This window comes from Ferrovibrio sp., assembly GCF_025869515.1.
Taxonomy (GTDB): Bacteria; Pseudomonadota; Alphaproteobacteria; order Ferrovibrionales; family Ferrovibrionaceae; genus Ferrovibrio.
In genome coordinates, this window is record NZ_JAOZVR010000034.1 from 1 (window position 1) to 12,112 (window position 12,112).

Below are 12,112 nucleotides of genomic sequence, written 5' to 3' on the forward strand. Positions count from 1 at the left end.
GCTCCACGCCCAGCCGATCCAGCTCCCGGCGTAGCTCACCGATGCGCCAGCGGTCGAATGCAATGGCTTGCACGTCCAGGCCGTCCAGAATCTCCAGCATGTCGGCGGCCACATGGGCATAGTCAACCGTGGCGCCTGGCGTGGTACGGAGAAAGCCTTGTTTCACCCACACGTCATAGGGTGCGCGGTCACGGCGGGCGCGGTCTTGTAGGCCCTGCTCAGGCGTCCAGAAATGGGACTGCACTTGCCACACGCCATCGTCGTCCTGGCAGATCAGCACCAGGGCGGTAAGGTCGGTTCGGGCAGATAGGTCAAGGCCAGCGAATACGGGGGACTGCCCAAAATTGGACACACCCCCCGCGCAAGCCTTCCACACGTCCGGCGAGACAAAAGGCGATTCAGTCGAAACTCGCTGGTTGAGAAGCAGATTCCTGGCGCTGTTTTCCATGCTCGGCATGCGCTGCGCCTGCTGCATTTGCTCGCGTAGGTCGTCCTCGGAGCGGAAGATGCCAAGGGCTGGATTGGCTGCTCGCCATGCGCTCTCATCCATGAGGTCGCACCCCTCGGGCGCGGCGTACAAGTGGCACACGATGCGCGGGTCTTGGCTACGCTTGGCGTCGTCAATCTGCACACTGAGCCAATCCGCGTCCCCGCTCGCTTGAGTCGAGATAATGATTTGCAGGGGGTTTTCATGGGCGCCCTGGCTGGTCAGCAAGGAGTCAATGAAATCATCCTGCGGGCCACGCACTTGGCCCCATTCGTCGCCAATGATTAGCAGGGGACTCGCGCCCATCGCTGTTTTGGCCTCGGCGCTCATGGCTCGATACTCGGTATTCATGGGCAGGCCGATGATGCGTTCAGGTTCTCCAGCTTGCGGGCCTCGCTCTTGAGCATCCATCCCGCTGTAATGCCGCTGCTGTAGAACGCTGCGCGGTTCTGTGCATCACGGCACCAGCAGCGGGCACGATGGGCCAGCCGTTCACGCCGATGTTGGTGCTGCGGCGCTCCAGGCCGATGGCGCTCAAGGTGCGGGTGATGATGTTCTTCATCAGTACAGCTCCAGCCACAGGAAATTGGGGTCGCTATGCACGCGCAGTTGGGCAGGCTTGGAGCGCATGGCCACGGTGGTGTCCGAATAGGCCGGGTCGCTGGTCAAGGTGATTTCGGCCAGGTCAACGTCCAGCAGCTCGCGCACCATCGTGCTGCCCCGTTCCTCCCAGCGGTCGCCACCAGGGGCCACGCGGAACCCGAAAGAGCATCCCTGCACGTCCCCACGATCCACGAGGATGGCCAGGTCACGCCCGTGGCTGGTGTCGGGCAATGCCAGCGTGAAGGCCAGGCCCTTGGCGTCCTCGCGCAGTTGCAAAGTGCCCCCTCGGGTGGTGCCCAGCAGGGCAGTGCCGTCGTGTTGGTACAGGGCGCGAATGTTGGAACCCGTCGCCAGCGATTTGGCGAAAGCGCCAGGGCGGATCACCTCGGAGAATGTGCCCAGGTTGGCCTCGGAATTGAACACGGCGGCGTAGCCGTGCAGAGTCTTGCCGGTCGCTTGTAGCGTGCCGTGTCCGCGTAGTTCCAACATTCGCAACCCTCCTTACAGGCCCAGGTCGTCAGCCACCACGAACGCCTTGGGATGGCGCACCACGGCATCCATGCTGTGCATGATTCGCAGTTGAACGTCGCCCTTTTCGTAGTAACCAGCGGCGTAGGGGTTGGCCAGCACTTCGGTGGCGCCCCACTCACCGATCACCATTTGCGAGAAGTCGCCAGCGATCACGCGGCCCGTGTTGGGGGTGCCGGTCTTGGCGTCCAGTTGGTTGGTGACGTAGGCAGGCAGGCCAGCCACGCGGCCCCCTTGCATCAGGTACTCGCTACCAGCAGTGGCGTCCTTTAGCGTGGTTTGCAGCTTCGTCGCGGCCTTGGCATGGGTCACGATGGCATTGGGCGAGATGTTCTCCAGGCCCAGTTTCTCCAGCATGCCGACGATGGCGGCCCATGTCAGAGTCGCCAGGGATGCAGTCTGGATGCCGGTCACGTTCAGGATGCCCACCGGCTGCTTGGCGGCTGCTGTGCCATGCAGCAAGGCTTTGTCCACGGCCAGGCCCACGACTGCGGCGATGTCGTCGCGCAGCAGAGCTTCAATCGAAGGGTTGGACTGCAACGCCAGATTTCTCGAGAAGGCAGTCAGCGCGCCCACGGTCTTGGGCTCCAGCTTGATGGTGCTGTACGTGGTGCCCGATTCCGTCAGGCTGTCGCCCTCGCCAATCCAAAAGGCGGTCGCCGCGCCCGTGGCCTTGGGCAGAATGGTATCGCCCTTGAGTCCGCTCAAAACCCTGGCGCCCAGGCTCTTCACGATCATCGAATTGCGCAGCAAGCCGATGAACTCCGAAGCCTTGTAGTCATCCGGCACCACGGCAGCGGCGCCGGTCGTCGTCATCGTGGCGCGCTTCTCGAAAATGGACGTCGGGACAAGGATGCCGCCGTTACGGGCTTCGATGCCCTGGCGCTTGGCCTCGGCTTGGAACTCAGCCAATGCACCGGATGCGGCGCGGTTCTCGATCTGGCAGCGGATGGCGTCCAGCACGTTGACCTGGCCTTCCATGTCCTGGCGCGGCTTGTCCACCGGCTGGCCCACGCTGCGGCGCTCGGCTTCTTCCACGAATTGAGCACGCGCTTCCTGGCCTTCCAGGGCGGTGATTTCGGCCTTGATGGCGTCGAACTTGGTTTGCTGCTCGGGCGTCAGGTTTTGGCCGTTGGCGTTGGCCAGCAGGGAACGGGCTTCGGCCACCTTGGCGGCGCGTGCTTCGCGGATTTCGTGCAGTTGCATGTGGGTCTTTCTTTGCAAAGAGAAGGGTTGATAGATTCCACTTCATGAAATGCAAATCTCACAATGCGGAATGTGCCTATTATCACATTTCGCAATGTGAAATCAATAGGTGATCGTAAAAAAACCCGCTCGGGGCGGGTGGGGGGTTTTGAGGGGGGTTTAACGTGCCAGCACGATAAATCTGTGGGGGTGCATTTCCTGCGGTGGGCGTAACGTTACGGAAACGGTCGTTCAACGTCCGTTCAACGTCACGCGTCAGCACGCGTCACTGACGCGTCAAACCCATGGGTTAGCGTTGGGTTCGCCATGGGTTCCGCAACGGTTGCGCACGGTGCCAGCACAGTGCAAGCCCCTTGCTAGTCCCTTGCTAGTAGCAGGCGGCCGGCATGCCGTGGCGTTGCATGGCGTTGCATGCCGTTGCATCGGTTCTTGATGCCGTGGCAATGCCGGGTGCTCGTCGTGGCAGTCGTGGGCCGCCCGTGGTTTTCCTTCCTCCAACATGCTCCACCATCTGCACACATGCCACCTCTATGGGTGGCAACATGCATAGGTGTTCAGAATCTGAAGCAGGGCAACAAAGTGTTTCCGACATGGTGAAAACGCTGGAAACCTAGGCTGCATGCGGGTTAGCGGCTTTTTTAGCCCTACTCGCCTGCTTCAGTTTTTGAACAAGTGAAACGGCAACTGCTTCAGAATCTGAATCGTTAAATCGGCTCAACGCTTCAGAATCTGAATCGGTACGCTTCAATTTCTGAAGGCCTGATTTGTTTTTGTCGGGCTGGCGTTTTGCATCGGCATGCGCTTTCTTGATGGCGCCCTTCACCTCGGCCAGCTTTTCAAAGCGTTTCCAATCATCAGTAGCCTGGCAGGCTTTCACGCCCACCTTGGGCTGCTCATAGACGGCCTCGTCGGTGAAGCGGTACAGGCTGCACACCTGTCGCCCGTAGGCAATGCCGCCCTGGCGCGTGACAGCGATCAGGCCCACCGTTTGCAGCTCGCGCAGGGCCTTGGCCAGCGTGGCGCTGGTGGTGATGCCGTAGTGCTTCATATCGCCCAGCGCGGCGGATATGTTGCCGTTATTGGTGGACTGCAATCGGCGGCGCATGGCGATATAGACGGACTGGCTAGAGTAGGACAGCGCCCGCCATGCAAGGCTGTCGATCAGCGTCCAGTACAGGCGCACATGCCCGCCTCGGGGGTCTGAAGGCTTCTTGTGCGCCATCTAGCCTCCCAGCATCTTGACCATGCGGGCCAGGTGCGCCCGTTCGCTGGCCTCGGCCACCTTGGCGACGTGCAAGGCGTTCTCGGGCAACAAGACCTCCACATTGGCGCGCAGGATGTCGCGCAGGACGTGCGCAGGCATGGCCTCGGCTTCCACGGTGTATTCGATATGCTGGCTGCGCTTGTCCCCCTCCTTGCGCGGTTTGGTGGGCAAGTCGAACTCCTGCACCTGCTCCTCGTTGATGGCGATGCGCCGGAAATCCATAGGAATATCTGCCCGCAGATGGGTGCGCAATTCCCGCTCCAAGGCGCGGTCGATCAGCACCCCGGCGGGGTCGTAGTCGCCCACGTAGAGCACGATCAGCGGGCGCGTGTCATCGTCGCCGTTATGTTCCTCGGCAGCAGCATGGGCAAAGCTCAGGCTGGCGAACCCCCCACAGGGGTACAGACTGACGGCCAGCTCCTCGCATGTGTCGGTCAGCACCGAAGCAATAGAACGAGACTCGGCCCATACTTCACAGCGGTAATCAGCATCGCGCCACAGGTCGGCACGATAGTGCCCGGCCATACTGCGGATGAAGTCGCCCGCGTCCGAGAACGTGTTGGTGAAATAGCCTCGGCGGCTCATGTCCGCGATCCAGTGGTACGGGATGCGGCCAGAACGGCGCAGTTTGACGCAGCGGTCTTGAACGTGCCGATAACCCCGGTCGGATTTCTCCACCGGCTCAGGCAAGCGCGGATCGGTCATGCGGTAGAACACATGGCGCACCGACTGCGGATGATCTTCTTTCAGGACGGCGATGATCTGCGCATCAAGCTGCTCTAGGCGCTCTTTGGTTCGGCGCTCGCGTTTTAACGTGCTGGCACGATAAACCGCACTCACAGGCCCACCTCCGGCTCGGCCACCAGCGTGTAGAGAGCCACACGCGCATGGTGATAGCCGTCACGATCCACGATCACCACGGGGTCGGTGGTAATGCTGTAGCCGAATTTGTCGCGCAGTTCCTTGATGCGTGCCGGGGCTTGGTAAATGCCCAGGCGGCGCAGGTCGTAGGACGTTTGGGGACGCAGGCGCAGGGCCTCAATAATGCGCTTGTACTGCTCGCGGGTCGCGGTGGATTTAGACATTACAGCGCCTCCTTTGCGGAAACGCTGGTGCGCTCGCGGGTAATGCTTTCCAAATACTTCGCCACTGCCTTGCGCGGGTACAGGTAGCGATTGCCTAGCAGGATATAGGCCGGGCCCTGGCCACGCTTGCGCCAGGCTTCAACGGTGCTTTGGGACAGCTTGCCCAAAAGCATGATGTCTGTCTCAGTCAGACAATCCAGCTTGTCCGCGATATTGCGCAGGCGATCTAGCTGGTTTTCGGTGGCGGCTTGTGCTTCCATTTTCCCATTACCTTTCTGGCGTAACGCCTAAGTGGTTGATGGGTGAATGGTGCTTTCAATCAGCTATAAAATATATAGCACCGTGCTAGCAGAGTACGTATTCTGCTGGCTGGGTACGTACTCTGCTAGCTGGGTTCAGATTCCCATTCTTTGCACCAGCGCTCGATTACTCGCTGGCTTCCTAGTTCTTCATATTTGTCCAGCATAGCCCTTGCAAACGCCGATTTGCTTTTGTACTGCTCTGGTTTTTGCCGCCATACCTCCCAGCAATCACGAACATTCTGTTTAGCGGCTTGCTTAGGGTCAGTCCGCCGCCTTGCCTCGGCCGCTTTGTCCAATCGTTGCCAATCTCTCTGTTGTGCGGAATACGCAGCTACATGAACTCCAGCCCAGAAACTCACATGTCCAAACCATGCAATGCTGTTTTTTACGTCTTGCACGGATAAAGAGCGCTTGGCTTCTTTTAATAAGCTCATAGCCAACAAAAGACTTACCCTAATTTCAAGCTCAGTTGCATTAATTTTATAGTCGACCGGCTCACAAGAGGCGATACGACGAATGCCCTCCGGCAACTCACTAGCAAGTTCTTCGTCATCAAGTGACTTTCTTAATGCCAAGTGCAACAACTTCCGATTGTCAGATTTATCATCTACATAATCTGCTATTTCCAGCTCTGCATCCTCAAACGAGGGGTCATTGTCTTCTGCGAGGAAAATATCTTTCCAGTACTCTCTGAGTTCCCCCTCCTTTTTGTTCACGAGGTTGGTAAGAATCACGAAAATTCCCTCGTCGGTGCCTGTCATAGCGTTCCCTCACGCTCCCTGTAAAAAGGTGCCAGCCCAGCCCGTCAGGGAAACGGGTTTTCGGGGATCAACCTAGGGCTGGCGAATGGGGTTAGGCTTCCTCAGCCATCCATTTGATGAAATCCTCGTGATTGCATCCTGCGGTCGAAATTCGCGCTGCGGCGCAATCTGACAAATCGGCCATAGTTCGAAGCAGGCTTGAAAAATCATGCAATGCGTCTACGCAATGGGCGAACGCCTGCGCCGCCGCCGCGTTGTTGGCAATGTCTGAGAAGAATGCCCCGTCCTTACCTGCAATAAGCGCTGTCAAACGCCATTGCCGCCCTACACGCTCTTGATTCATCACCAAGTTGGCCAAAGGCTCAACCTCCTCCGGTGGAATTGCTGGCTCGCAGTTCAAAACACTTTCATAGAGAGCGTCAAGTTCTTTGTCTGGAGTAGTATTGGTATCAGCCATTTTCAGTTCCTTTGTTGATGGTCAGGCGGGCGGGTTGTTCTCAGGCTTCCCGTTCGCCGTCTTGTTGCCCTGCATGATCCGGCGCAGGGCTTGCCGGTTTCTTGATTGCGTCGTGCACGTCCGATGGCTTGATGGCCGTATAGCGGCGCAGCATGGCCCATGTCTTATGCCCGGTCAGCAGCGCCACGCGGGGAATATCCAGGCCCATGCGGAAAAACTGTGCGGTTGCGCGGTGCCGCAGGTCGTGAAAGTGCAAGTCCTCGATGCCCAGCTCCTGGCAGGCTCGCGTGAAGGATGCCGACACGCTGCGCCCGTCGTAGGGGAACAGAAAGCCGGTTTTGCGCTCCTTGATGATCGGCTCCACGATGGCCCAGGCGTCCGGCAGCAACGGAACGGTTTGATCGTTGCCAAGTTTCTGGCGCGGGTCTTTGCGGTCGCGGATCACCACAGTCTTGGCCTGCTGGTCTATGTCCTCGATTTCCAGGCGCGTGATTTCGCCCTGTCGCATGCCTGTGGCGAGGGCAAATTGGCAAATCGTCTGCATGGGGAGCTGCTGGCGCTTCATCGTCGCCCACAGGCCATAGATGCGGCTCAGTTCTTCGTCGGTAGGCTCCCGGTCGCGCTCCTTGCTGCGGGTCTTAAGGCCACGATGCTGGAGACTGGCGCGGGCGTCCAAGGCCAGTCGGTCGTTAATATCGAGCTGGCGGGCGTGGCGCCCCCACTTGAGAACCGCCGACAGAAAGGAAAGGTCAGCCGCTATCGTCACGCCCCCTGCCCCGTCATCCTGGCGGCGGTCGATGAAGTCGCGCAGCACTACGGCGTTGAGGTTGGCCAGCTTCACCTTGCCCAGCTCGCGCCCGAGCATCAGTAGCGTGGCCTCCTTGGTCTTGCCTGCCCGCTGCGCTGCTGTCTCGCGGTACTTGTCGATCAGGTCGCCCAGCGTGGCGCCCTTCGGGACTGGCGCATATCCGCCGGTCGCTATGTGGTTGAGCTGCGCCTCCACTTGGGTGGCCCAGTCCTTGGCCTCGCGCTTGGTGGCAAAGCTCGCTGCGCGGTACAGGCCAGCCTTGCGAATCTGTGCGCGCCACTTGCCGGACGGGAGTTGAGAAAATGTCGCCATGCGTGTGCAGTCGTGTGCATTGGTTGATGCCCAGATTCTGCACTTTTGCGTGCACTTCGTGTGCACTTATCGTTAACTATTGCACACGTTGCCTAAATATTAAGCAGTAGCAAGTGGAAAAAAGCCTTATAAATCAACAATATAGCAAGTGGCGAATGAGCGTCGCGCCGATGATGGACTGGACGGACAAGCATTGCCGCCACCTCCACCGCCTGCTGTCGCGCCACGCCCTGCTCTACACCGAGATGGTGACCACCGGCGCGCTGGTGCACGGCGACGTGCAGCGCCACCTGCGCTTCGGCGAGGCCGAGCACCCCGTGGCGCTGCAGCTGGGCGGCAGCGAGCCGGCCGACCTGGCGCACAGCGCCCGCCTGGGCGCCGAATGGGGCTACGACGAGATCAACCTCAACTGCGGCTGCCCCAGCGAGCGCGTGCAGCGCGGCGCGTTCGGCGCCTGCCTGATGAGCGAGCCGCGGCTGGTGGCCGACTGCGTGAAGGCCATGGTGGACGTGGTCGACGTGCCCGTCACCGTCAAGCACCGCATCGGCATCGACCAGGCGGAGGACTACGGCTTCGTGCGCGACTTCGTGGGCACGGTGGCCGACGCGGGCTGCCGCGTGTTCATCGTGCATGCGCGCAACGCCAGGCTCAAGGGGCTCTCGCCCAAGGAGAACCGCGAGATTCCGCCGCTGCGCTACGAGGTGGCGGCGCGGCTGAAGTTCGACTTCCCGCAGCTGACCATCGCCATCAACGGGGGCTTCCAGACCGACGAGGCCGTGCTGGAGCAGCTGGCGCTGGTCGATGGCGTGATGGTGGGCCGCGAGGCCTACCACAACCCCTGGTGGCTGGCGCGCTGGGACGAGGTGTTCTTCGGCGCCGAGCCCGGCACGCTCACGCGCGAGCAGGTCGAGGAGGAGATGGTGGCCTACATGGAGCGCGAGGCCGCCGCGCACGGCACGCACTGGTACGCCGTGGCGCGCCACATGCTGGGCCTGCGCAACGGCTTGCCCGGCGCGCGCCGCTGGCGCCAGGTGTGGAGCGACCACCGCCTGAAGCACCTGCCCGCGCGCGAGGTGATGGCGCTGGCGCGCACCAGGCCAGCCAAGGATTGATAGGGGGCGCCGGCCCGTCCTGCCCTACCATTGCGAAGCCCTCCTTTCCCCGCCCGCCCCATGTCTTCCGCGATCCAGCCCGCACACGAGGAATCCGCCTTCCACGCCTTCTACGCGCGGGAGCTGCCGGCGCTGCAGCAGGCCTGCGCGTTCTTCATGGCGCTGCTGCAGTCCATCCTGTCCCAGGCCCGCCACATCGACATCGCCAAGATCGAGGGCCGCGTGAAGGACCGCGACGAATGCGTGCACAAGTTCTCGCGCAAGTACCGCACGGCGCTGGAGGAAAGCGGCACGCCCTACGAGATCCGCCACTACATCACCGACCTGATCGGCGTGCGCGTGGTCTGCCTCTACGAGGACGAGCTGGAGAAGGTGGCGCAGATCGTGCAGTCGCACTTCGACGTGATCGACGTGACCGACAAGGTCAGCGCCATGGAGGGCACCGAGGCCTCGTTCGGCTACAAGGGCCTGCACCTGGACCTGCGGCTCAACGCCGAGCAGGCGGCGCTGCCCCGGAACGCGGCCTACGCCAGCCAGCCGTTCGAGCTGCAGGTGCGCACCATCATCCAGGACGCCTGGAGCGTGCTGGACCACAAGATCAAGTACAAGAAATCGATCCCCGCGCAGCTCAAGCGCCGCATCAACGTGCTGTCGGCGCTGTTCGAGCTGGCCGACCGCGAGTTCCGCCAGATCCGCGACGCCACTGCCGCCGAACTGCAGCGCGCGTCCGACGAAGCCGCCGAACCCGAATCCGGCACCGCGCGGGCGCCGGCGCCCGGCAGCGAGCTCGATGCCTTCACCTTCCTGAAGACCGCCAACCATTTCTTCAAGGATGCCGAGTTCGACGCCCGGAAGGTGGACCAGTTCGTGGACGACATCCGGGCCTGGTCGCCGGGCATCACCCGCTCGCGCTTCAATGCGCTGATGCGCGAGACCCTGGCCACGGTCAAGCGCTACAAGCAGTTCTACGAGGAACACAACCCCGAGGGCAGCTTCACCCCCTTCACCGTGATCCGCCACTGCCTGTACCTGGGCGACAAACAGCTGTTCCGGCGTGCTTTACGCAACAGTTCGCGCGAGGCCTTCGAGGCATGGCTGCAGGGGGCGCCGTACGTCTAGATACAGGTCAAAAACGGCGGAAATGCCCACCGGCAAAGCGGTATGCGCTATCAGAAAACTGTGAAGACAAGTTGAAAAATTGTCGCATGCGAGACGTTGGCTGAGAGTTTTCCTCTACGCGCCGGGCTGTGCAAGCACTAACATATTGCACTGCAACATAAAATGCGCAAGCCCCATGCTGTACACCCTCTACGAAACCCAGCGCACCCTGATGGAGCCCTTCGCCGACCTGGCGCAAGCGGCCGCCAAGTTCTACAGCAACCCGCTGTCCCCCTTCAGTGAAACCCAGCTGGCGCACCGCATGTCGGCCGGCTACGAACTGCTGTTCCGGCTGGGCAAGGACTACGAGAAGCCCCAGTTCGGCATCCGCACCGTCGACGTGGACGGCGTGAGCTGCGCCATCCACGAGCGCGTGGAAATCGACAAGCCGTTCTGCGAGCTGCGCCGCTTCAAGCGCTTCTCCGACGACCCCGACACCTTGCTCAAGCTCAAGGAACAGCCCGTGGTGCTCGTCGTCGCGCCCCTGTCCGGGCACTACGCCACGCTGCTGCGCGACACCGTGCGCTCCATGCTCTCAGACCACAAGGTCTACATCACCGACTGGAAGAACGCGCGCCTCGTGCCTCTGTCCGAGGGGGACTTCCACCTCGACGACTACGTCAACTACGTGCAGGAATTCATCCGCCACCTGCAGCAGAAGTACGGCAACTGCCATGTGATGAGCGTGTGCCAGCCCACGGTGCCCGTGCTGGCCGCCGTCTCGCTCATGGCCAGCCGCGGCGAGACCACGCCGCTGTCCATGACCATGATGGGCGGCCCCATCGACGCGCGCCGCTCGCCCACGGCGGTCAACAACCTCGCCACGCAGCGCAGCTTCAAGTGGTTCGAGACCAACGTCATCTACCGCGTGCCCAGCAACTTCCCCGGCGCGGGGCGCCGCGTCTACCCGGGCTTCATGCAGCACATGGGCTTCGTGGCCATGAACCCCGACCGCCACGCGACCAGCCACTACGACTATTTCAAGAACCTGATCCAGGGCGACGACGCGAGCGCCGAGGCCCACCGCAAGTTCTACGACGAGTACAACGCCGTGCTCGACATGGATGCCAACTACTACCTCGAAACCATCAAGACCGTGTTCCAGGACTACAGCCTGGTCAACGGCACCTGGGACGTGCGCTCGCCCGACGGCAAGCTCGAACGCGTGCGCCCGCAGGACATCGCCGACACCGCCCTGCTGACCATCGAGGGAGAGCTCGACGACATCTCCGGCAGCGGCCAGACGGAGGCCGCCCAGGGCCTGTGCTCCGGCATCGCGCCCGAGCGCCGCATGCACTGCGAGGTCAAGGGCGCGGGCCACTACGGCATCTTCAGCGGCCGCCGCTGGCGCAAGCATGTGTATGCCAAGGTGCGCGACTTCATCCGAGCCAACCAGCCGGGGCAGCCGGCCGGGGCCGTGCGCGTGCGCCGCGTGCGCACCGCCGCCGCCTGAACGGAGCGCAGCCATGGCCCTGGCGCAGGCCTCGTCGTTACCGGCCGCAGCACTGCAGGCCCTGGCCGAGCGCATCGACGCCGCCCTGCCCCAGACCCAGTGCACGCGCTGCGGCTACCCCGACTGCGCGGCCTACGCGCACGCGGTGGCCAGCGGCGAGGCCGGCATCAACCAGTGCCCCCCGGGCGGAGCCCAGGGCGTTGCGCGCCTGGCGGCGATCACCGGCCGGCCCGAGCTGCCGCTGAGCGCGGCCCATGGCCAGGAGACGCCGCGCGCCGTGGCCGTCATCGACGAGAACTGGTGCATAGGCTGCACGCTGTGCGTCAAGGCCTGCCCCACGGACGCCATCCTGGGCCTGAACAAGCGCATGCACACCGTGATCGCGCCGCACTGCACGGGCTGCGAGCTGTGCCTGCCCGCCTGCCCGGTGGACTGCATCCGCATGGAGAGCGCCAGCGGCCAGGCCACCGGCTGGGCCGCCTGGTCCGCACTGCAGGCCGAGCAGGCGCGCGCGCGCTACAGGGCGCGGCGGGAGCGCCTGGAGCGCGAAGAGCAGCAGGCGCTGGCGGCGCCCCC

15 protein-coding genes are annotated in these 12,112 nt (G+C 62.4%); 4 read left to right on the plus strand and 11 right to left on the minus strand.

The annotated features are described in order from the left end of the window. From OJJ21_RS04855 to OJJ21_RS04905, 11 genes are all read right to left on the minus strand, one after another. Nucleotides 1-817 (minus strand): terminase TerL endonuclease subunit (locus OJJ21_RS04855; protein ID WP_297683702.1); only part of this gene is annotated, 817 nt, incomplete at its 3' end. Between the two features lie 40 nt (nt 818-857). Continuing rightward, the gene (locus OJJ21_RS04860) at nt 858-1,049 is read right to left on the minus strand and encodes a hypothetical protein (protein ID WP_297683704.1); all 192 of its coding nucleotides are present in this window, start codon (nt 1,047-1,049) and stop codon (nt 858-860) included. After that, complete coding sequence (locus OJJ21_RS04865) at nt 1,049-1,579, minus strand: HK97 family phage prohead protease (RefSeq protein ID WP_297683706.1); 531 nt, start codon at nt 1,577-1,579, stop codon at nt 1,049-1,051. Before OJJ21_RS04865 ends, OJJ21_RS04860 begins: the two co-directional genes overlap by 1 nt. A gap of 12 nt (nt 1,580-1,591) precedes the next feature. Next, nucleotides 1,592-2,824, minus strand: a complete 1,233-nt coding sequence (locus OJJ21_RS04870) for a phage major capsid protein (protein WP_297683708.1) — start codon at nt 2,822-2,824, stop codon at nt 1,592-1,594. Between the two features lie 610 nt (nt 2,825-3,434). Further along, a complete protein-coding gene (locus OJJ21_RS04875) occupies nt 3,435-4,046 on the minus strand; it encodes a hypothetical protein (protein WP_220638951.1) in 612 nt (203 codons plus the stop codon). Beyond that, complete coding sequence (locus OJJ21_RS04880; RefSeq protein ID WP_297683713.1) at nt 4,047-4,928, minus strand: hypothetical protein; 882 nt, start codon at nt 4,926-4,928, stop codon at nt 4,047-4,049. Next, nucleotides 4,925-5,173: a helix-turn-helix domain-containing protein gene (locus tag OJJ21_RS04885; RefSeq protein WP_284465488.1), complete on the minus strand. Its 249-nt coding sequence runs from the start codon at nt 5,171-5,173 to the stop codon at nt 4,925-4,927. The genes OJJ21_RS04880 and OJJ21_RS04885 overlap by 4 nt, the downstream gene beginning before the upstream one ends. Beyond that, a complete protein-coding gene (locus OJJ21_RS04890) occupies nt 5,173-5,433 on the minus strand; it encodes a helix-turn-helix domain-containing protein (protein WP_297683716.1) in 261 nt (86 codons plus the stop codon). The genes OJJ21_RS04885 and OJJ21_RS04890 overlap by 1 nt, the downstream gene beginning before the upstream one ends. Nucleotides 5,434-5,558: 125 nt before the next feature. Beyond that, the gene (locus OJJ21_RS04895) at nt 5,559-6,236 is read right to left on the minus strand and encodes a hypothetical protein (protein WP_297683718.1); all 678 of its coding nucleotides are present in this window, start codon (nt 6,234-6,236) and stop codon (nt 5,559-5,561) included. Between the two features lie 91 nt (nt 6,237-6,327). Continuing rightward, on the minus strand, nt 6,328-6,693 hold the full coding sequence (locus OJJ21_RS04900) for a hypothetical protein (RefSeq protein ID WP_297683720.1): 366 nt from the start codon (nt 6,691-6,693) through the stop codon (nt 6,328-6,330). A 40-nt stretch (nt 6,694-6,733) separates the two neighbouring features. Continuing rightward, entirely contained in the window at nt 6,734-7,813 is a 1,080-nt protein-coding gene (locus OJJ21_RS04905) for a site-specific integrase (protein WP_297683722.1), read from the minus strand. A gap of 113 nt (nt 7,814-7,926) precedes the next feature. On the opposite strand from OJJ21_RS04905, the gene dusA reads away from it, so the two are divergent. The 4 genes from dusA to OJJ21_RS04925 all read left to right on the plus strand — a co-directional run. After that, nucleotides 7,927-8,925 (plus strand): tRNA dihydrouridine(20/20a) synthase DusA, encoded by a 999-nt coding sequence (gene dusA / locus OJJ21_RS04910; protein WP_297683724.1) that lies wholly within the window; start codon nt 7,927-7,929, stop codon nt 8,923-8,925. A 60-nt stretch (nt 8,926-8,985) separates the two neighbouring features. Then, the gene (locus OJJ21_RS04915; protein WP_297683726.1) at nt 8,986-10,044 is read left to right on the plus strand and encodes a RelA/SpoT domain-containing protein; all 1,059 of its coding nucleotides are present in this window, start codon (nt 8,986-8,988) and stop codon (nt 10,042-10,044) included. A gap of 175 nt (nt 10,045-10,219) precedes the next feature. After that, complete coding sequence (phaZ, locus tag OJJ21_RS04920; protein WP_201398303.1) at nt 10,220-11,536, plus strand: polyhydroxyalkanoate depolymerase; 1,317 nt, start codon at nt 10,220-10,222, stop codon at nt 11,534-11,536. 13 nt (nt 11,537-11,549) lie between these two features. Beyond that, nucleotides 11,550-12,112 (plus strand): RnfABCDGE type electron transport complex subunit B (locus OJJ21_RS04925; protein WP_297683730.1); only part of this gene is annotated, 563 nt, incomplete at its 3' end.

Coding starts and splice junctions, on each gene's coding strand:
- OJJ21_RS04860 (WP_297683704.1), bottom strand. CDS start 1,049: ATGAAGAACATCATCACCCGCACCTTGAGCGCCATCGGCCTGGAGCGC.
- OJJ21_RS04865 (WP_297683706.1), bottom strand. CDS start 1,579: ATGTTGGAACTACGCGGACACGGCACGCTACAAGCGACCGGCAAGACT.
- OJJ21_RS04870 (WP_297683708.1), bottom strand. CDS start 2,824: ATGCAACTGCACGAAATCCGCGAAGCACGCGCCGCCAAGGTGGCCGAA.
- OJJ21_RS04875 (WP_220638951.1), bottom strand. CDS start 4,046: ATGGCGCACAAGAAGCCTTCAGACCCCCGAGGCGGGCATGTGCGCCTG.
- OJJ21_RS04885 (WP_284465488.1), bottom strand. CDS start 5,173: ATGTCTAAATCCACCGCGACCCGCGAGCAGTACAAGCGCATTATTGAG.
- OJJ21_RS04890 (WP_297683716.1), bottom strand. CDS start 5,433: ATGGAAGCACAAGCCGCCACCGAAAACCAGCTAGATCGCCTGCGCAAT.
- OJJ21_RS04895 (WP_297683718.1), bottom strand. CDS start 6,236: ATGACAGGCACCGACGAGGGAATTTTCGTGATTCTTACCAACCTCGTG.
- OJJ21_RS04900 (WP_297683720.1), bottom strand. CDS start 6,693: ATGGCTGATACCAATACTACTCCAGACAAAGAACTTGACGCTCTCTAT.
- OJJ21_RS04905 (WP_297683722.1), bottom strand. CDS start 7,813: ATGGCGACATTTTCTCAACTCCCGTCCGGCAAGTGGCGCGCACAGATT.
- OJJ21_RS04915 (WP_297683726.1), top strand. CDS start 8,986: ATGTCTTCCGCGATCCAGCCCGCACACGAGGAATCCGCCTTCCACGCC.
- phaZ (WP_201398303.1), top strand. CDS start 10,220: ATGCTGTACACCCTCTACGAAACCCAGCGCACCCTGATGGAGCCCTTC.